Origin of the sequence: Mycobacterium bourgelatii, assembly GCF_010723575.1 — a bacterium.
GTDB classification, from domain to species: Bacteria; Actinomycetota; Actinomycetes; order Mycobacteriales; family Mycobacteriaceae; genus Mycobacterium; species Mycobacterium bourgelatii.
The window spans coordinates 89,423-108,941 of sequence record NZ_BLKZ01000002.1 but is presented as its reverse complement, the minus strand read 5'-3'; the positions used below and the strand labels follow the sequence as shown (position 1 = coordinate 108,941).

Below are 19,519 nucleotides of genomic sequence, written 5' to 3'. Positions count from 1 at the left end.
CGCCGCCCGCCGTGGGCTAGTGATCTGCGATGGTCGACTCGGCCAACTGCGACAGCCCTTCCCGCACGTGGCGGGCCCACATGGCGCCGATGCCATCCACCGATTGCAGGTCGTTGGCGCTGGCCGCCAGCAGGTCCTGCAGCGTTCCGAACGACCGGACGAGCAGGTCGACGTGGGCGAACTGTAGCCGGGGTATCGCGGCCATCGCCCGGTAGCCCCGTGGGCTCAACGCGGAGTCCTGGGCGTCGGCCGTCGTCGGGTATCCGAAAACCTTTGCCAGAGCGGTGAGTTCGAGCAGGTCGGTGTCCGACAGCGAGTCCAGCTCGGCCAGGGTCGCGACGATTTGCGATTTGGACGGCGGTTCGGGACTCGCGTGGTAGTCGCGCACAATCAATTCCAGGGCGACGTCGTTGCCGCCCAGCAGCTCCTCTAGCTGTAGCCGTAGCTGGCGTCCGTCCGTGCCCAGTTCCACCGCGTCGTAGTCGATCACCCGGCCGATGCGACGGACCAGCTCGAGCCGCTGTACCACCGTCATCACGTCGCGCAGCGTGACGAAATCCTCGATCTCGGCCCTCGCCAGCTGTCGGTTCACCTCGTCGAGGCGGGTCTTGTACCGTTCCAGCGTCGCGATCGCCTGGTTGGCGCGCGACAGGATGGTCGCCGAGTCGGCCAGCACGTGGCGTTCCCCGCCGACATACACGGTCACGATGTTCATCGAGTGGCTGACGGAGATGACCGGGTACCCGGTCTGGATCGCGGCGCGCTCCGCCGAGCGGTGCCGGGTTCCCGATTCGTCGGTGGGTATCGACGGGTCCGGGACCAATTGCACATTGGCGCGAACGATGCGGCTGCCGTCGGTAGAAAGCACGACGGCCCCGTCCATCTTGCACAGCTCGCGCAGCCTGGTCGGCGCATAGCGGACGTCGAGCGGAAAGCCGCCATCACAGATGGCTTCGACGTTTTCGTCGTAGCCAAGCACGATCAGGGCGCCGGTACGGCCACGCAGGATGCGCTCCAGGCCGTCGCGGAGCCCGGTGCCGGGTGCCAGGCGCGCGATTGCCTCGCGCAGGGTCGGACGCGTCACAGCTCGCATTCTGCGGCCCCGCGGGGTTAAACGTCCAGCTTCCGAGGTCCGGTGAGTCGGCCGACCCGATGATCGGCGATGTCGACCATGTGCTCCAGAGCGGCGACGATGGTGGGCGCGCAGAGCGTGCGCAGCCCGTCCGGCGGGGCGTGGTCACCCGGCGGGACCAACGCGATGTTGAACCCCTGACGGGCGGCTTCGGCCAGGCGACGGTCCATGCCGCTGACCCGGCGCAGGTCGCCCGCCAAGCCCACTTCGCCGATCATCACCGCCGTGGCGGGCAGTGGCAGGTTCGCGAAGGCGGAGGCCAGGGCGATGGCTACGGCCAGGTCGGAGGAAGGGTCGGTCAGTCGCATGCCACCCACGGTGGACAGGTAAATGTCGTTGACCGCGATGTTCAGCCCGGCGTGCTTTTCCAGCACCGCGGTGATCATCGCGGCCCGCGCGTGGTCGATCCCGCTGACCGCCCGTCGCGGCGAGCCGGTGGACGTCCTGGACTCGCCCCCGGTGAGCAATGCCTGCACCTCGCCGAGCAATGGCCGCTTTCCGTCGAGCGTCACGGTGATGGCGGTCCCCGGGACCGGCGTCGGCCGCTGATCCAGAAAAAGATTCGAGGGATCGGCAACACCGTCGATGCCGTTGTCGTGCAGCAGGAAGCAGCCGACCTCGTCGGCGGCGCCGAATCGGTTCTTGACCCCGCGGACCATCCGGAGCGCGCCGTTGCGGTCGCCTTCGAAATGCAGTACGACGTCGACGAGGTGTTCCAGCGAGCGTGGGCCCGCGATGGCCCCGTCCTTGGTTACGTGCCCGACGAGGATCAGCGCGATCTCACTCGCCTTGGCCGCGGCCGTCAGCGCCGCGGTGACCGCCCGCACCTGCGTAACCCCACCGGCGACGCCGTCGGCCTCGGTGGTGGACAGGGTCTGCACCGAGTCCACGATGACCAGGGCCGGCCGCACCATGTCCAGGTGGCCCAGTACGGCGTGCAGGTCGGACTCGGCGGCCAGGTATATCTCTTCGAGTTCCATACCGGCGCAACCAGTCCGGTCGGCCCGCAGCCGAATCTGGCCGGCCGACTCTTCGCCGGAGATGTACAGCACGCGTTTGCCCGACTGCGCCCAGCGATGAGCGACCTTGAGCAGCAGCGTCGATTTGCCCACCCCGGGCTCGCCGGCCAGCAGCGTCACCGATCCCGGCACCACACCGCCGCCGAGTACTCGGTCCAGTTCGTCGATACCCGTCGGGCGATGCCGGCTCAGGTTCGGCTGCACCGAGCGAATCGGGACGGCCCGCGATGCTGGGTTCAAGGATGCCGCCGCCGCGCGACGCGCCCTCGCGCTAACCGATCCGCCGACCGCGCTGAGCACGGTTATCTCTTCGACCGTGCCCCAACTGTCGCACTCCAGGCAGCGGCCCACCCACTTTGCGCTGAGGTGGCGGCATTGCGAACAGCGGTACTGCGAACGTGTATTGGCCACGCCGCGACCGTATCGGTCAGGTGTGACAAACCGACCCCCGCGAATGGCTCGGAATGACTCAGGGGGTGAGTAAGGGGTGACTACGCGTCGCTTGGCTTCTTGATGGGAGCCGAAATCGGGACCTCGAATGTCGCCGCGCCGGCCTTTTCAAAGTTGAACGTGAACTTGTAGGTGATGCCGTTGGTGATGGGCTGCTTCAGCTGCAGGCTGGCCCTGGCGGCAGTGCTGCCGTCGGTGGGACCCGGTCCTACCCGCTGGCCCTCCGGTACACCGACGAACAGCAGGCGACTCGGCAGCACGCGGGTGTCGCCGCTCAGGGACACCTTGCCTATCTCGGTGTCGATGCTGACCAACTTGTCGGGCTGATCCGGTGACTGGTTGACCACCACCGCAACCAGGTCGACGGTTTGACCGGGCTGAAGGAAGTCTTTCTTCTGCTCGGCCTGGATCCGGACATCACGCAGCGCCACGTCGCCGACGCTGAACCGGGAGCCGTTGACCGCAGGTTCTTGCGCTGCGGTCTGCGAGATCTGCCCGGCGCTGCAACCACTGAGCAGTGTGGCGATCACAGCGGCCAGTCCAACCACCGCGGCGCGGATCTTGAAGCGGTTCACTCATTGCCTCCTGCTGGTGACAGCGGTTCGACTATGCACAGTAGTAGGTGCGTCGTGTAGACGGTAGCGGGGCGGGTTGTCGGCCGACCGCGGGGTAGGCGCTGGCGCCTCGAATTGATCCGCTGACCCCGCGCGTTGTGTTGTAAGCCACAGTGTGTGGGGGACGACGAACCCGCCCGGCGGAGCCGCGATTTGGTGTGTCGGAGACCGCGTCGGCGACTCGGATTCGGGGCTCGGCCGGCCCCCTGATGGCTTGTGCGGCAGCGTGACTCACTGCACGTTCTGGCCCGCCTGTCAAGCCCCAATGTTGCCCGCCGGTGCCCCTGACCTGCACCGTTGTTCGGCGGGTGTTTGGCCGCCGTGTTAGCATGGAGTGACGAAAGGGGCTCAAAACTGATGATTTTCAAGGTGGGCGACACCGTTGTATATCCACACCACGGTGCTGCGCTAGTCGAGGCGATCGAAACCCGCACCATCAAAGGGGAGCAAAAAGAATATCTCGTCTTGAAAGTAGCGCAGGGAGATCTCACCGTCCGGGTGCCTGCAGAGAACGCCGAGTATGTCGGAGTTCGTGACGTCGTAGGCCAAGAAGGACTCGACAAGGTTTTCCAGGTTCTGCGCGCGCCGCACACCGAGGAGCCGACCAACTGGTCTCGTCGGTACAAGGCCAACCTGGAGAAGCTCGCGTCTGGTGACGTGAACAAGGTGGCCGAGGTGGTTCGGGACCTGTGGCGCCGTGATCAGGAGCGCGGCCTGTCCGCGGGCGAGAAGCGCATGCTGGCCAAGGCCCGGCAGATCCTGGTTGGCGAGCTGGCGCTGGCTGAGAGTACCGACGACGCCAAGGCCGAGACCATCCTGGACGAGGTCCTGGCTGCAGCCTCCTGAGCACCTCAGTAGTCGCCATAGTCCCGGCCGCTGGGTCGGGTGAGCGGCTGGCTGCTGGCGTACCGAAGGCGTTTTACCAACTCGAGGGGCACTCCCTCGTGGAGCGGGCCGTCGAGAGCCTGCTCGATTCAGGTGTCGTCGACACCGTCGTAGTTGCGGTGCCCCCACAGCGCACCGACGAGGCCAAGCTGATTCTGGGTCGGAAAGCCACCATCGTTGCCGGTGGGGCAAACCGTACCGAGACCGTCAGCTTGGCCTTGTCTAGTTTGAAGTCCAGTTCGTCATCCAGTTCGGCCAGCGACCCGACCTTTGTGTTGGTGCACGATGCCGCGCGCCCGCTGACGCCGCCGAGCTTGATCGTGCGCGTTGTGGAAGAGCTGCGGGGCGGCGCGCCCGGCGTCGTTCCCGCCCTGCCGTTGTCGGACACCATCAAGGCCGTGGACGCCAACGGCGTGGTGCTAGGAACCCCGGAGCGCGCCGGATTGCGCGCGGTGCAAACGCCCCAGGGTTTCGCCACCGACCTCTTGGTGCGGGCTTATCAGCAGGCCGGTTCCGCCGCCTTCACCGACGACGCATCCCTGGTCGAACACATTGGCGGCCAAATTCACGTGGTCGACGGCGACCCGCTGGCATTCAAGATCACCACCCAGCTCGACCTGCTGCTGGCGCGCGCTATCTTGCGTGGATGAACGGGTTGCCGCGGGTCGGCGTGGGCACCGATGTCCACCCCATCGAACCTGGACGTCCCTGCTGGCTGGTCGGGTTGCTGTTTCCCAGCGCTGACGGTTGTGCGGGCCACTCCGATGGCGACGTGGCGGTGCATGCGCTGTGTGACGCCGTGCTGTCCGCAGCGGGACTGGGCGACATCGGCGACGTGTTCGGTGTCGACGACCCGCGATGGGAGGGCGTCAGCGGGGCGACGATGCTGCGGCACGTACTCGAGCTGATCACCGGGCATGGTTTCCGGGTTGGAAATGCCGCCGTGCAGGTGATCGGTAACCGACCGAAGATCGGCTGGCGACGGTATGAGGCGCAGGCGGTGTTGTCGCGGCTACTCAATGCGCCCGTCTCGGTGTCGGCCACCACGACCGACGGACTCGGTCTGACCGGCCGTGGTGAAGGCCTGGCCGCGATCGCGACGGCACTGATCGTGCCCACCCGATAGCCCCCCCGACAGCTCCACGCGTTCGCGGTCGCGGGGGTCCGCGACACGCCAGGTAAGCTGGCACGTCGTGACCGAGAAGGCCCGCTTGCGGCTGCATGACACGGCGACCGGCGCCGTGCGTGACTTCGTCCCGCTCCGCGCCGGGCACGTCTCCATATATCAGTGCGGTGCCACCCCTCAGGGGCTGCCGCATATCGGGCACGTCCGCAGCGGAGTGGCCTTCGACATCCTGCGCCGCTGGTTGATCGCGCGGGGCTACGACGTCGCGTTCATCCGCAACGTCACCGACATCGACGACAAGATTCTGAACAAGGCCGCCGCAGCGGGTCGGCCGTGGTGGGAATGGGCGGCCACCCACGAGCGGGCCTTTACCGCGGCCTACGACGCGCTGGATGTGTTGCCGCCGTCGGCGGAGCCCAGAGCCACCGGACACATCACCCAGATGATCGAATTAATGGAACGCCTGATCGAAACTGGTCACGCGTACGCGGCGGGTGGTGACGTCTACTTCGACGTGCTCAGCTACCCGGAGTACGGGCAGCTGTCCGGGCATCGCATCGACGACGTCCACCAGGGCGAGGGCGTGGCCACCGGCAAGCGCGACCAACGCGACTTCACCCTCTGGAAGGGCGAGAAGCCCGGCGAACCCTCGTGGCCGTCGCCGTGGGGCCGGGGGCGTCCCGGCTGGCACATCGAATGCTCGGCCATGGCACGTACCTACCTCGGTCCTGAGTTCGACATCCACTGCGGCGGAATGGACTTGATCTTCCCGCACCACGAGAACGAGATCGCCCAGAGCCGCGCGGCCGGCGACGGGTTCGCCCGCCTTTGGCTGCACAACGGCTGGGTGACAATGGGCGGCGAGAAGATGAGCAAGTCGCTGGGCAATGTGGTCGCCATCCCCGCGATGCTGCAGCGGGTGCGCCCCGCCGAGTTGCGCTACTACCTGGGTAGCGCGCACTACCGGTCGATGCTGGAGTTCACCGAGGTAGCCCTGCAGGACGCGGTGAAGGCGTATGTCGGCATCGAGGAATTCCTGCATCGGGTTCGCAACCGGGTGGGCGCCATCCTCCCCGGCGAATGGACCCCGCGCTTCGAGGAAGCCCTCGATGACGACCTGTCGGTTCCCGTCGCCCTGGCCGAGATCCACCACACTCGCGCCGAAGGAAACCGCGCGCTCGACGCCGGCGACCACGAAGGCGCCCTGCGTAGTGCGAGCTCGATCCGGGCGATGATGGGCATCCTGGGTTGCGACCCGCTCGACGAGCGCTGGGAGACCCGCGACGAGACGTCGGCCGCGCTGAGGGCCGTCGACGTGCTGGTGCAGGCCGAGATCGAGAAGCGGGAAAAGGCGCGCGAACAACGCAATTGGGCGCTGGCCGACGAGATCCGCTGCCGGCTCAAGAAGGCCGGGATCGAAGTCACCGACACCGCGGACGGGCCGCAGTGGACGCTGGGTGGTGACGGGAAGTAGATGGCCGGAAATTCGCGGCGCCGGGGAGCGATACGCAAAGCCGGCTCCAAGAAGGGGCCCACCGTCGGCTCCGGCGGCCAGCGGCGTAGGGCTTTAGAAGGGCGTGGCCCCACCCCGCCGGCGCACATGCGTCCCCACCATCCCGCGGCCAAGCGCGCTCGCGCCGCGGCCGCGCAACAGTCGCGCCGTCCCGCGAAGCGGGTCGAGGAAGCCGAAACCGTGCTGGGCCGCAACCCGGTGTTGGAATGTCTGCGCGCCGGGGTGCCCGCGACCGCCTTGTATGTCGCGTTGGGTGTCGAGGCCGACGAGCGCTTGACCGAATCCGTCTCCCGGGCAGCGGATTTGGGGATATCGATCCTCGAGGTGCCGCGCAGCGACCTGGACCGGATGAGCGCCAACGGTCTGCATCAGGGCATCGCCTTGCAGGTGCCGCCGTACAACTACACCCACCCCGACGACCTGCTGGCAGCGGCGGTCAATGCACCGCCGGCGTTGCTGGTCGCGTTGGACAACATCTCTGATCCCCGCAATCTCGGCGCGATCGTGCGGTCGGTGGCGGCCTTCGGTGGACACGGTGTGGTGATTCCGCAGCGGCGTTCGGCCTCGGTGACCGCGGTCGCGTGGCGCACCAGCGCCGGCGCCGCGGCGCGTGTACCGGTTGCGCGCGCGACCAATCTCACCCGGACGCTGAAGGACTGGGCCGACCGAGGGCTGCGCGTCGTAGGTTTGGACGCCGGCGGCGACACGGCGCTGGACGACCTGGATGGCACCGATCCACTGGTGGTGGTCGTCGGTTCCGAAGGCAAGGGATTGTCGCGATTGGTGCGACAGAACTGCGACCAGGTGGTGTCGATTCCGATGGCGGGCAAGACGGAATCGCTGAACGCGTCGGTGGCCGCCGGGGTGGTGCTGGCCGAGATCGCTCGCCAGCGCCGGCGGTGACTGCCCGGCAGAATGACGCGCCCGGGCGCTGACCACGGTTATAGTCGCTGAGTGATCGGCGGCGAGCCGTTGACGGGGCGCGATGGGGAATTGGCCGTCATTCGGCGTGCCATCGGTGGCAACCGGTCCGGGGTGGTCATCGCGGGACCGGCCGGGGTGGGCAAGACCTGGTTGGCCCGTGAGGCGCTGCGCTGCGCCGCGACCGCCGGTGAGTGCACGAATTGGATCGTCGGCACCGAGTCGGCGCGCGCACTTCCGTTGGGCGCCTTCATCGGCGTGCTGGGCAATGCGATGTCGGATCCGCTGACCAACGTCCGCCGGGTGATCAACTCCTTTGTCGCACAACAGCGTCGGCGTCGAGTAGTGCTCGGGATCGATGACGCACACTTACTGGACGGGCTGTCTGCCCTCGTCGTGCATCAGTTGGCTCAGTCGGGCGGGGTTCGGCTGGTTGTCACGTTGCGCACGGGCGGCGAGGAACCCGATGCGGTGGCGGCACTGTGGAAGGACAGACTGCTCGCCCGCCTCGATCTGGAACCGTTGTCGGCCCCGGCAACGCACCAGATGATCGAGGGCATCGTGGGCGGTCCGGTCGACGCTCGTAGCGTCACTCGCTTCCAGAAGTTGACCGGCGGGAATGCCCTGTTCCTGCGGCAGCTGGTGACCGATCAGGTCGCGGCTGGACGGATGCGGCAAGTCGCCGGTGTATGGATGTGGGACGGCGACGTTGCCGTATCACCGAGCCTGTCCGACACCGTCGGACGTCAGATGGGTCAGCTCAGCCCGCGGCTCGCGTTGGTGGTCGACACACTCTCGCAGTGCGAGCCGCTGTCCGTTGATGTGTTGCGCGATCTGGTATCCCGCGACGACCTCGAGTCCGCCGAGAGCATGGGCTTGATCAATGTCGAACGCACCAGCGGCGGCTTGATGGCGCGATTGGCGCATCCGCTGTTCGGCGAGCTTCGCCGTGCGAGCGCCGGCGAAATGCACCTTTCGCTCGTTCGCGGTCAGCTGGCACAACGGCTGGGCGCCGACCCGGACGCCGACATGCAGGCCACCGTGCGCCGGGCGCTGCTGACCCTCGAGTCTGACCTCGAACCCGCTCCCGAGCTCTATCTGACGTCCGCCCGGCATGCCATGACGCTGCTGGATCTGGACTTGGCCGATCGGTTTGCGACGGCGGCGGCACGGGCCGGGGCGCCCGGTGCGGACGGGGTTCGCGCGATGAACCTGTTGCTACTTGGGCGGGGCGAGGAGGCCGAGGCTGCGCTGCGCGAGATGACCGACCGCCCAGACGGCCATCACTGGGCGACGGTGCGGGCGGCCAACCTGGTGTGGATGCTCGGCAGGCCCGTCGATGCGTCTTCGGTTCTCGTCGGCCTGAGCGCGCTGCCCGAGACCGCGGCGCAGGTGGCCGAGCGACTGGCGGTTGAGGCGTGCGTGGACGCGGTGTCGGCACGCTGCGAGATAGCGGTTGAAAAGGCAAGGAGCGCTTTAGCTTCCGAAGCCTTGCCGGATTTCCACGCCATGATGGCAGCGCTCGCATTCATCATGGCCACGGGCGCACGCGGCGACGTCGGTGAGCTTGGCGCCGTTGCAGACGAGGCCCTGAAACGCGCCACGACCTCGTTCCAGGCATCCCACATGAGGTTCTGGTTCGGGGCCGTATACGGACGCGCCTGCCGACTCACCGGACGGATAGACGAATTCGTCTTGACCGCCGAGCAATTGGCGCAATCGGCACGCGACGTTCCCGGTCTGGCCTACGCCAACCTGGCTCTGCTGCTGGGTAACGCCTGCCTCGTACGCGGCCATGCCGCCGAGGCGGCACGCCTCGTGCATGAGGCGTTAGCAGGAGTCCAAATACACTCCATCACAACCGGTTTGAAGCCGGCCAGCTACTTCGCGTTGGCCGAGGCGCACGCCAAGCTTGGACAGCCAGACCAAGCCGGCGATGCGGTGGCCGCGGCCCGGTCGTGTGTGCCGCCGGACTTCCTGTTCATGCAGACCGCGCTAGCACTCGCCGACGGTTGGGCGATGGCGGCCGGCGGCCGCTTGACCGAGGCAGTGGCGAATGTCCACGAGGCGGCACGAATCGCCCGAGACCGCGGCCAACCAACCCACGAATTGGCCTGCATCCAGGCCGCCGCCCAGTGGGGTGACTCCTCGCAGGTGGGCAGGGCGCACGAGTTGGCCGGCGCGCTGCCGCTGCCGTTGGCCGCTGCGGTGGCGGCACACGCGCAGGCTCTGTGTGATCGCGACGGCGAGGGTCTGCTGACGGTGTCGGCGCAGTACCGCCGGATCGGTGATCGGGCGGCGGCCGCCGACGCAGCGGCCCAGGCCGCCATCGCATTCAACGAGGGGCAGCAACGCAAGCGTGGCCTGTACGCGGCCGCGATTGCCAGTGAACTGGCGGATGAGTGTGGCGGTTTGTGTACGCCCGCGCTGCGGACCCCGGCGGGCTTGAAACTGTCGGGTCGTCAGCGCGACGTCGTCGAACTCGTTGTCGCCGGTCTGTCCAACCGGGAGATCGCCGAAAAGTTGGTGATGTCGGTGCGCACCGTGGAGGGTCACGTCTACCGCGCCTGCCAGCGAGTCGGGGCCCAGTCGCGCGACGAACTGGCCTCGATCGTTCGATCCGGACCAGGCCGACCCAACGGATGAATTAGGTAGTCGACTACTCAAGCGCACTCCCGTAAATCGGCCATACCGTGCCTCCATCGAATCGACGAAGGAGTTGGCATGGTCGAGATCCTGGATAGGTCCGAAGTCGGCACGCTCGGTCTGGCACCAAAAAATCCACTCCCGTACTGGCAGCAACTCAAGGCGGTGCGGTCATTCATCGGCGGCTTTGAGGCCTTGGCGAAGGCCGGTGGCCCGGTCACCAGGATCGTGCTCGGGCCAAAGTGGTTGCTGCCCAACATCGTGCTGATCGCCAGCCCACAGGGCGCGCGGGATCTGTTGGGGCGCACCGATGAAGTTGCCGACCGCGGCCGAGCCCGCACGATGGTCGAAATGCGCGCGCTGATGGGCGGCAACCTGCTCGATCTCCCGCACGAGCGGTGGCTGCCGCGGCGACGCACGTTGCAGCCGATGTTCACCAAGCGCAAGGTGCACGACTACGCGGAGCACATGTCCGCCGCCGCGCAAGCGATCACCGGCGCTTGGCGGGATGGCGCCGTCGTGGATCTGGACAAAGAGTGCCGCAAGCTGACGCTGCGGACGCTTGGGCGTTCGGTGCTGGGCCTGGACCTCGATGAACGCGCCGACGAAGTGGGTGTGGCGCTGCACGTGTCCCTCTCCTACGTGTCGGACCGCGGGGCGCGCCCGGTGAATTTGCCGCGATGGCTTCCCACCAGGGGACAGCGGGCCGCTCGCGCGGCCAATGAAACGTTGCATCGGGTGGCCGCAGAGATCCTGCACGCGGTTCGCACCGATCCAGACCGTGACGCGCCGCTGGTGCGCGCGCTGATCGAGGCTACCGACCCCGAGACGGGGATGCCGCTGACCGACGACGAGATCTGCCACGAGTTGGTGCTTTTCATGCTCGCCGGCCATGACACCACCTCGACCACGTTGGCCTACTCGTTGTGGTCGTTGGGGCATTACCAAGGCATCCAGGAACGAGTGCGTGCCGAGGTTGCCGCACTGGGCGACCGGATGCTGACGCCGGACGACGTGGCGGAGTTGGGCCTCACGGTTCGGGTTCTGCACGAGGCGCTGCGGCTCTGTCCGCCCGGGGCGGGAACGATGCGTACCCCCACCCGTGACATCGAGGTCGACGGCTGCCGGGTGACAGCCGGAACCGTCGCCTTTGTCAGTTTCTATGCGCTGCACCGCGATCCGGAATTGTGGGAGAACCCGCTGCGGTTCGACCCGGACCGCTTTATCCCGGAACGGTCCAAGGGTCGCAGCCGTTGGCAGTACCTGCCGTTCGGCGGCGGACCTCGTTCCTGCATCGGCGATCACTTCGCGATGCTGGCGGCGACCCTCGCACTGGCCACGATCGTGCGGGACGTCGCGGTCGAGTCCCTTGACGAAGATTTACCGCTGATAACTCCGATGACCGCGATCGCTGCCGCCCCGATCCGCGCACGAATTCGAGTCCGGTAGCCGGGGGCGCGCAACTCCCCACCTAGCGCTAGGGGCGAACTGACCGATTGCTTACGTGCGCAAGCCGCAGGGGCAATTTAAGTAGTCGACTACGCACGCGCAGCGACCAACGTCGGGCAATGGTTGATCAGTACTCGGCGGATGGCCGGGTGGCGATCGTAGGGAGGCTGTCATGTCGTTCTTGACCACGGTTCCGGACATAATGGCGGCCGCCGCGGGCGACCTGGCCGCTGTCGGCTCGGCGATCAACGCGGCCAGCGTGGCCGCCGTCGGCGCTACCACGGGGGTGTTGCCCGCGGCCGCGGATGAAGTGTCGGCGGCCATCGCTGCCCTGTTGGACGAGCATGGCCGGGCCTACCAGGCACTTCGCATCCAAGCTGCGGCGTTCCACGACGAGTTTGTGCGAGCGTTGGCCGCGGGCGCCGACTCTTATGCGGCCGCTGAGGTCGCTGGCGCGTCGCCGTTGCAGACCATCGAGGAAGGTGTGCTGGGCGTGGTCAATGCGCCGACCAACTTGTTGTTGGGTCGTCCTCTGATCGGTAACGGTGCGAACGGCGGAACGATCAACGGGGTGGGCCAGCCCGGCCAGCCGGGCGGGATCTTGTGGGGCAACGGGGGTGCCGGCGGAAACAGCACCGTTGCTGGAGTGGCCGGTGGTGCCGGCGGCGACGCCGGGTTGTGGGGCAACGGCGGGCACGGCGGCACGGGCGGCAGCGGTGCGACCACCGGCGTCGGCGGCACCGGAGGCGCCGGCGGGGCGGGCGGAGCCGGCGGGTGGCTGTTCGGCGACGGCGGCACCGGCGGTGCCGGCGGGCATAGCACCGCCGCTGGGGTGGCCGGTGGTGCTGGCGGGCCCGGCGGCCGTGGCGGGACGCTGATCGGCAACGGCGGCGCCGGTGGTGGCGGGGGCACCGGCAACCAGGTAGGCACCCAGGTCGCCGGACCCGGGGGCCGCGGCGGCGACGGCGGGGCGGCCGGGCTGATCGGCGACGGGGGCAACGGCGGTGGCGGTGGCGGCACTGGCCGCGGCCTTGGCGCCGGTTTCGAGCCGTATGGCAGAGGCGGTGCGGGCGGTAACGGCGGGGCGGCCGGACTGATCGGAAATGGCGGTGCGGGCGGTGGCGGTGGCGGAGGTGGCCTCAGTGTCATCGCTGACACCAACAGCGGTGGTGGCGGTGGGGGCGGAGCCGGTGCGCCGGGCGGCACACCCGCCAGCGGGTTCGGCGTCGGCGGCGAGGGGGGCGGCCCGGGCGGCGGTGCGAGCGGAGGCAACAGCATGGGGACCTTCGGCGGCGGTGTCAGCAACGGCCAGGGCGCAGCCGGCTTCGCCTACGGCAACAACGGCGGCCAGGGCGCTGTAGGTGTCGGCCGGGCCGGCGGAGCCGGCGGCGCGGGCGGCGCCTTCTTCCCAGGCCTCCCCGGCTTCCCCACCCAAAACGGCTACGCGGGCGGCGACGGTGGCAGCGGTGGTGCCGGCGGGTCACTGTTTGGCGTAGGCGGCAACGGTGGTGGTGGCGGTGCCAGCGGCAATGGCAACACCGCCGGCAACGTGGGCGGCGGTGCCGGCGGCGCCGGCGGCGCAAACCCTGCCCCCGGCTGGTGGCACGTGCTCACGCAGATCTTCTGAGAGCCACTCGGCGACGGCTTTACACGCCAAGCAGTCGCACACTGCCCCACAGCGCCAGCACCGCCGCGACCAGTGCGGTGGGCACGGTACACAGGCCCAACCGGGTGTATTCGCCGACGCCGGGCTCGACGGCGTGCCGGCGCAGCACGCGCCGCCACAGCAGGTTGGACAGCGAACCCACGTAGGTCAGATTCGGTCCGATGTTGACCCCGATGAGGACGGCCAGCACCGCCGCCGGCCCGCTGGCCGCCACCAGCGGCACCAGCGCCAGCGTCGCGGGCAGATTGTTGACCACGTTGGCCAACACGGCCGCCAACGCCGCGATACCGAGCAGCGCCGGCAGGCTGGAGCCAGTCGGCAGCACGGCGGACAATCTGCTCGTCATCCCGTTCAGCATCACCGCCTGCACGACAATGCCCAGCGCCAGCACGAATATCAGGAACGGCAGGTTCACCGAGCGGACGATGTCGACCACCGAGGTGTGACCGCGCAGCAAGCTTCGCACCGCCAACACCGACGCGCCGGCGAGCGCAGCCCAGGCCGGCGCCACATCCACCGACTCGGCAACGACGAACCCGACCAACGTGAGCCCCACGACCACCAGTACGAAAGCCTGTGGCTGCGGCGGCGGTCCGGCCGACTCGGGATGGGGGACCACCCGCAAATCGCGTGCAAAGAACCAGCGGAAGACCAGGTACACCGCGGCGATAGCCGATAACCACGGCAACGCCATCAGCATGGTGAACTTGGTGAAAGAAAGATGTGCGCCGCGGTAGGCGAGCAGGTTGGTCAGGTTGGACACCGGCAGCAGCAACGAGGCGCCATTGGCCAGGTGCGCGGTGGCATAGGCGTACGGCCGCACCGGAGTTCGCAACCGTTGGACCATGGCCAGCACCACCGGCGTCAACAACACGACGGTGGCGTCCAGGCTGAGCGCTGCGGTGATGACAGCGGCAATGATGAACACCTGCCGAAGCAGACCGCGGGAACGCGCGCTGGCGTGCGCCATCGCCGCGCCGGCCGCCTCGAACAGACCCTCGTCGTCGCACAGCTTGGCCAGCACCAACACCGCACCCAAGAACGCGACGACCCGCGCCAGGCCCGACACCTGGGCCGCGGCCTGGTGCGGCGAGATGGCGCCGATGGCAATCAGAATGCCGGCGGCCGGGAGCGCTGCCAGCGCCTCCGGCCATCCCCGCGGACGCGCAACCGCGAACCCCAGGACGACAGCAAGCAATATGAGCGCGACGATCAGCGTCAAGACTCAGACCCAGGGATCCTCGCGCTGCCACACCGTCGGCATCTGCACCGCCACACCGTCTTCGGCGGCCAGCTCGTCCAGGATCCGGACGGAGACATCCAAGTCGTCGGCCACATAGGGGAAGGCGCGCAACGGTTTTGACAACGGGCGGAAGAAATCGTCCCAGTGGATGAGGACGACGCGACGGGCGCCCACCGCGCGCACCACCTCGGTCCAGTAGTCCTGCAGGTAGGACCGCGGCTGCACACCCAGCTGGCCGACGCCCAGGTAGACCACCTCGGCGCGGTAGCCGTTCAACGCGCCCGGCACGAATCCGGCGCTGCCCTGGATCAATACCCGCCGCCCCGAAGGACCGTGGTGGATGAACGTGGACCACGCCTCGCCGCAGCGGTAGGCCGAGGCCTTCACCGGCGGCACGACCGGCTCGCTGATCACGCCCGGAAACCGATCGGGTGGGCAATGGTGCGATTCGACCAGCGTTATCTCGAAGGGCCCGAACGTGATTGGCTCACCGGAGGTCGCGACCACCAGCCGTTCCTCGGGCAGCCCGTACCCGCGGCCGATGTTGGCTGCCGACTCCCCGCCGACCAGTTGTGCACCGGTGCGATCGGCGACCAGTGCCGAGTCCATCGCGTGGTCGATGTGGGTGTGTACGGGGATGACGGCCTCGAGCCGGGACACCTTGGCCCGGGCGAGGCAACCGTCCACACGTGCGGGGGAGGGCGCCACCTTGCGGGCCGCCACCCGCGCCAGGCTGGGGCGGGAGAAGTAGCCATCGGTCAGCAGCGCCGACGAACCGTCGTCGAGCAGCAGTGTGGACACGCCCATCCAGGTCGCCGCCAGCGGCGCATCCGACCCGGCTACCGGCACGTTGAACCGGTCCACGTAGGCGGCGAGGTCGGGGCGGCCCAGTTTTCGTCGCATCAGCAGAATGCCTTGATCTCGATGCCGGCTTTGGCCAGCCGATAACGCACGGCGTCGGCCATCTTCACGGCCCCGGGCGAATCACCATGCACGCAAACCGATTCCGCGGTGACCGGAATCCGCGTGCCGTCCACCGCGGCGACCTCGCCGGTGGTCACCATGGTCAACACCCGCTTGGCGACCGCTGCGGGGTCATACAACATCGCGTCGCGTTGTCGGCGCGAAACCAGTTGTCCGTCAGGACGATAGGCGCGGTCGGCGAATGCCTCCGGCACGGTACGCAGGCCACGGTCGGTGGACTCCTCGAACAACGCCGAACCCGCCAGGCCCAGTACCGGCATTGTGGGGTCGACAATCCGGACCGCCTCGGCGACGGCGGCGGCCTGCTCGCGGTTGGTCACCACCGCGCTGTACAGCGCACCATGGGGTTTGACGTAGGACACCGAAGAGCCGGCCGCCTGCGCGATGGCCTGCAGCGCGCCGATCTGATACACGACGTCGGCCAGCAGGTCCTCGCCGGCCACGTCGATGAAGCGTCTGCCGAACCCGGCCAGGTCGCGGTAACTGACCTGCGCGCCGATCACCACACCGCGCTCGGCCGCCGCCCGGCAGACCCGCAGCAGACGCGTCGGATCGCCGGCGTGGAACCCGCATGCCACGTTGGCGCTCGTGACGATTCCGAGCATGGCGTCGTCGTCGCCGAGTTGCCACACGCCGAATCCTTCGCCCAGGTCGGCGTTGAGGTCGATACAGGCCACGGAACCCAGCTTATTGCGGCACCCTGGCGATCACCTGATCGAGGAGTTTGTTGACCGCCGCGGTGGTGTCCCTGCTCAGCAAGCAGACCCGAGCCTCGGTCAGGACGGTGTTCTGCATGGCCATCGCATGTGTGCAGGCCCACCGCGGATCTTCTTCCTGGCGCAGCAACACCGTGATGCGTGAGCCGCCGCCGGTCACCGCCCCGGTGTCCATGAAGCTGTGGTTTCCGTTGGAGGAGTGGAAGCTGTACCGACGGTGGGCGCACGCGTCCCACGCTTGACGCGCCCGCTGCAACAACGCGGCCGAGTCGGCGGCAGAGGCGAAGGACGTGACGACCTGAGTGACGTCGGCTTGGACCACACCGGGGCTGCTGAACTGGTTGCCGCGCATGGCCACCCAGCCACTGTCGGAGTAGACCGACCCGTCGGCGATCGAGCCGATCCCCACGCACGTCCGGTCATCGATGATGGTCGAGGCATCCGCCGTGTTCGCGATCGTCAAGACCGAGTCGACGTTTGTCCCCCCGACCAAATCCACCACCTGCTGCCTGGTGAGTAGCAGTCCTTCGAGTTCGGTAGCCGAGACGATGCGTGACGACGAAGGGGCGGTGGTGGTGGTGGGGGCGTGGCCGAGCGTCGCGGCGGGCAGCGCGGTCCCCCCGACCGTGCTCGTGCACCCGGCGACGCAGGCGACTGCCAGGCAGGCCGCAGCGATGGTGCGCAACGGGCTCATGTCGGGTGCTCGGTTCCTTAATCGGCTGGGGAGTCGGGAGGCTGGGGTCTACAGCTTGGCAGCCTTGGTGACGATCTTGTCCACGACGTCGACGGCGACCGAGCCGGTGAGGCTGTAGGCGCACGTGACGACATCGATCGAGATGTTGTTACGCACGGTCAAGGCACGCTGGCAGGTCCATCCGTCGCCGCCTTCCTGGACCTGCGACGTGGTCAGCGTGCCGTTGTCGTTGCTGACCCCGGCCACCGTCCAGACGGTGTCGGGCTGATTCGGGTTGGCATCGCGGAACCGGCGGTTCGAGCACGCGTTCCAGCTCTTCACCTGGTCGTTGAAGAACTTGTCGGCATCCCGGGCGGTCGGGAAGGCCACGATGGCTTGAATGGCGTAGTGCTTGCGCCTCTTGGAGTCGTCGACGCTGTCGTCGAGTCGTTGCCCGCGGACCGCGGTCCACCCGGTGCCGTTGTACACCGCGCTCTGCGCGGGACCGTCCACCGCCAGGCAGTCCTTGTCGCTGATGCTCCTGCTCCAGTCCCACATCACCTTGGCGTTGAACCACACCTTCATCGACGTGGCACCAAACTCGCGGTTGATCTCGTCGCTGTCCAGCAGCAGCCTCTCCAGGTCGTCGACCGATATCGGAGTCTGGTTGAACGGACCGGACTTGTCGGCGGCCACCGGACTTCCGTCGACGACGTTGGCGCAGCCGGCAGCGAACGCACCCACACCGGCCGCCGCGACGAGCGTGACGAGATGCTTGCGCAGCAAATTTCCCCCTTTTCGTGTCTGATCAGGATAAACGGGCATCAGCGCCGCCGACCCAGCAAATAGCAGAACAGGTAGATCACAAACGAGATACCGGCCACGAACACCGAGACCGGAACGCCGGGGGCCAGGGACAGCACCAGGCCCCCGACGGCGGCCACTTCAGCGAATGCCACCGACGTGAGGATGGCCGCGGCGGGCGCGGCGACCAGGCGCGCGGCCGCGGCCGCCGGCGTGATCAGCAGCGACATCACCAGCAGTGCCCCGACAACCTGGACGGCCTGGGCCGCCACCACCCCGACCAGCGCGGCAAACACAATCCCTAGGGCACGCACCGGAACCCCCCGGGCGGCCGCCACCTCCGGATCGACGGTGGCGAACAGCAACGGTCGGTAGCAGATCGTCAGCACCGCGATGACGAGCGCGCAGACCACCCCGAGCATGGCCAGCCCGGAATAGCCCACTCCGACGATCTGGCCGGTGAGCAGCGCGAAGCTGGTCGCGGTCCGGCCGGGATAGAGATGGATGAACAACACCGCCAATCCCAGACCGAACGCCAGCACCACGCCGATCACCGAGTCGCGCTCCCGCGCCCGCTGGCCGAGCAGGCCGAACAATGCCGCCGCCAGAGCACTGCCCACCAGCGCGCCCACGCCCACCTGAAACCCGGCCAACAAGGCGAACGCCGCTCCGGTGAGCGACAGTTCGCTGGAACCATGTACGGCGAACGACATTTGGCGCATCACGATGAAGGGTCCGATCAACCCGGCCACCAACCCCAGCAGCGCCGCGGCCACCAGTGCTTGCTGGACGAAGTCGTGCTGAAGCAGGTGCGCGGTGACGTCGAACGCGAACAACTGGTGCAACATCTCGGCAAGGCGCTCGTTCACGTGGCGTTACCCATCGTTACCCATGGTTACCCGTGGTTTCGGTGGCCGCCTCGCCGACGATGACGTAGTGCCCCTTGACCTTCACCACTTCGATGTCGGCCCGGTAAAGGCGGGACAGCGTCTCGGTGGTCATCACCTGCTCGACGGTGCCGATCTCGAACCTGCCGTCGACCAGGTAGAGCACCCGGTCCAGGTACGGCAGGAACGGGTGGATCTCATGCGTCACAACGATGACCGCGGTACCGGCTTCCCGCCGGCGGCGGTCGATCAGCGCCGCGATCAGGCGGGCATGGGCCGGATCTAACGTCAGCAGCGGTTCGTCGCACAGCATCAGGGTCGGATCGCTGGCCAGCGCTTGGGCGATGCGTATCCGCTGCAATTCCCCGCCCGACATCAGGCCCACCCGGACATCGGCCAGTTGCTCGCCGTTGACCTGTCGCAGCGCCTGCCGCACCGCCTCGCGGCGGCCGGCACGCCCGCCGGACCGCAGCGGCGTGGCACCCCAGCGATGCCCGTCGACACCCAGCGTGACCAGATCGCGCCCGCGCAGCATCACTTCGCGATCAATCGGATGGTGTTGCGGTACATAGCCGATGCGCGCGCCGTCCACCGAGAAGGTGCCGGCATCGAGCGCCAGCTGCCCGAGCAGCACCTTGAGCAGCGATGTCTTTCCGGTGCCGTTGGGACCCAACACCGCGATCAACTCGCCGGGCGCGACCGACAGGTCCAGGTGGTCCCAGAGCACCCGCTCACCGAACGCGAGTCGCGCGCCGGTCAGCTCCACCACCCGGTGGTCCATGAATGCCTGC

At 68.0% G+C, this 19,519-nt stretch carries 18 protein-coding genes; 8 read left to right on the top strand and 10 right to left on the bottom strand.

Annotated elements, in window-relative coordinates; all coding sequences use genetic code 11:
* Positions 1–16: 16 nt before the first annotated feature.
* The 3 genes from disA to G6N68_RS25515 form a co-directional block, all read right to left on the bottom strand.
* On the bottom strand, positions 17–1,093 hold the full coding sequence (gene disA / locus G6N68_RS25525) for a DNA integrity scanning diadenylate cyclase DisA (protein ID WP_163719017.1): 1,077 nt from the start codon (positions 1,091–1,093) through the stop codon (positions 17–19).
* Between the two features lie 17 nt (positions 1,094–1,110).
* The gene (radA, locus tag G6N68_RS25520) at positions 1,111–2,562 is read right to left on the bottom strand and encodes a DNA repair protein RadA (RefSeq protein WP_163719016.1); all 1,452 of its coding nucleotides are present in this window, start codon (positions 2,560–2,562) and stop codon (positions 1,111–1,113) included.
* Positions 2,563–2,642: 80 nt separating this feature from the next.
* The gene (locus G6N68_RS25515) at positions 2,643–3,176 is read right to left on the bottom strand and encodes a copper chaperone PCu(A)C domain-containing protein (protein WP_163719015.1); all 534 of its coding nucleotides are present in this window, start codon (positions 3,174–3,176) and stop codon (positions 2,643–2,645) included.
* A gap of 396 nt (positions 3,177–3,572) precedes the next feature.
* Between G6N68_RS25515 and carD the strand changes: the two genes are divergently transcribed.
* The 8 genes from carD (at position 3,573) to G6N68_RS31665 (ending at position 13,382) form a co-directional block, all read left to right on the top strand.
* Positions 3,573–4,061 (top strand): RNA polymerase-binding transcription factor CarD, encoded by a 489-nt coding sequence (gene carD / locus G6N68_RS25510; protein WP_003419482.1) that lies wholly within the window; start codon positions 3,573–3,575, stop codon positions 4,059–4,061.
* Entirely contained in the window at positions 4,058–4,750 is a 693-nt protein-coding gene (gene ispD, locus G6N68_RS25505; RefSeq protein WP_163719898.1) for a 2-C-methyl-D-erythritol 4-phosphate cytidylyltransferase, read from the top strand. The genes carD and ispD overlap by 4 nt, the downstream gene beginning before the upstream one ends.
* Positions 4,747–5,226: a 2-C-methyl-D-erythritol 2,4-cyclodiphosphate synthase gene (gene ispF, locus G6N68_RS25500; protein ID WP_163719014.1), complete on the top strand. Its 480-nt coding sequence runs from the start codon at positions 4,747–4,749 to the stop codon at positions 5,224–5,226. The genes ispD and ispF overlap by 4 nt, the downstream gene beginning before the upstream one ends.
* A gap of 67 nt (positions 5,227–5,293) precedes the next feature.
* Complete coding sequence (gene cysS / locus G6N68_RS25495; protein WP_163719013.1) at positions 5,294–6,700, top strand: cysteine--tRNA ligase; 1,407 nt, start codon at positions 5,294–5,296, stop codon at positions 6,698–6,700.
* Entirely contained in the window at positions 6,701–7,642 is a 942-nt protein-coding gene (gene rlmB / locus G6N68_RS25490; protein WP_163719012.1) for a 23S rRNA (guanosine(2251)-2'-O)-methyltransferase RlmB, read from the top strand. It abuts the gene before it with no gap.
* Between the two features lie 51 nt (positions 7,643–7,693).
* Positions 7,694–10,306: a LuxR C-terminal-related transcriptional regulator gene (locus G6N68_RS25485; RefSeq protein WP_163719011.1), complete on the top strand. Its 2,613-nt coding sequence runs from the start codon at positions 7,694–7,696 to the stop codon at positions 10,304–10,306.
* 78 nt (positions 10,307–10,384) lie between these two features.
* Positions 10,385–11,755 (top strand): cytochrome P450, encoded by a 1,371-nt coding sequence (locus G6N68_RS25480; protein ID WP_163719010.1) that lies wholly within the window; start codon positions 10,385–10,387, stop codon positions 11,753–11,755.
* A 172-nt stretch (positions 11,756–11,927) separates the two neighbouring features.
* Positions 11,928–13,382 (top strand): PE family protein, encoded by a 1,455-nt coding sequence (locus tag G6N68_RS31665; protein WP_163719009.1) that lies wholly within the window; start codon positions 11,928–11,930, stop codon positions 13,380–13,382.
* A 19-nt stretch (positions 13,383–13,401) separates the two neighbouring features.
* Here the strand turns inward: G6N68_RS31665 and G6N68_RS25470 are convergent, their stop codons facing one another.
* From G6N68_RS25470 to G6N68_RS25440, 7 genes are read right to left on the bottom strand one after another with little or no spacing between them, the layout of a single operon-like run.
* Positions 13,402–14,643: an SLC13 family permease gene (locus G6N68_RS25470; protein ID WP_163719008.1), complete on the bottom strand. Its 1,242-nt coding sequence runs from the start codon at positions 14,641–14,643 to the stop codon at positions 13,402–13,404.
* Between the two features lie 3 nt (positions 14,644–14,646).
* A complete protein-coding gene (locus tag G6N68_RS25465; RefSeq protein ID WP_163719007.1) occupies positions 14,647–15,567 on the bottom strand; it encodes an MBL fold metallo-hydrolase in 921 nt (306 codons plus the stop codon).
* Entirely contained in the window at positions 15,567–16,325 is a 759-nt protein-coding gene (locus G6N68_RS25460; protein WP_163719006.1) for a LamB/YcsF family protein, read from the bottom strand. Before G6N68_RS25460 ends, G6N68_RS25465 begins: the two co-directional genes overlap by 1 nt.
* Positions 16,326–16,335: 10 nt before the next feature.
* The gene (locus tag G6N68_RS25455; RefSeq protein WP_163719005.1) at positions 16,336–17,058 is read right to left on the bottom strand and encodes a sensor domain-containing protein; all 723 of its coding nucleotides are present in this window, start codon (positions 17,056–17,058) and stop codon (positions 16,336–16,338) included.
* Between the two features lie 48 nt (positions 17,059–17,106).
* The gene (locus G6N68_RS25450) at positions 17,107–17,820 is read right to left on the bottom strand and encodes a sensor domain-containing protein (RefSeq protein WP_240356004.1); all 714 of its coding nucleotides are present in this window, start codon (positions 17,818–17,820) and stop codon (positions 17,107–17,109) included.
* Positions 17,821–17,861: 41 nt separating this feature from the next.
* Complete coding sequence (locus tag G6N68_RS25445) at positions 17,862–18,710, bottom strand: metal ABC transporter permease (protein ID WP_205351516.1); 849 nt, start codon at positions 18,708–18,710, stop codon at positions 17,862–17,864.
* 16 nt (positions 18,711–18,726) lie between these two features.
* Entirely contained in the window at positions 18,727–19,509 is a 783-nt protein-coding gene (locus G6N68_RS25440; RefSeq protein ID WP_163719003.1) for a metal ABC transporter ATP-binding protein, read from the bottom strand.
* Positions 19,510–19,519: the final 10 nt, after the last annotated feature.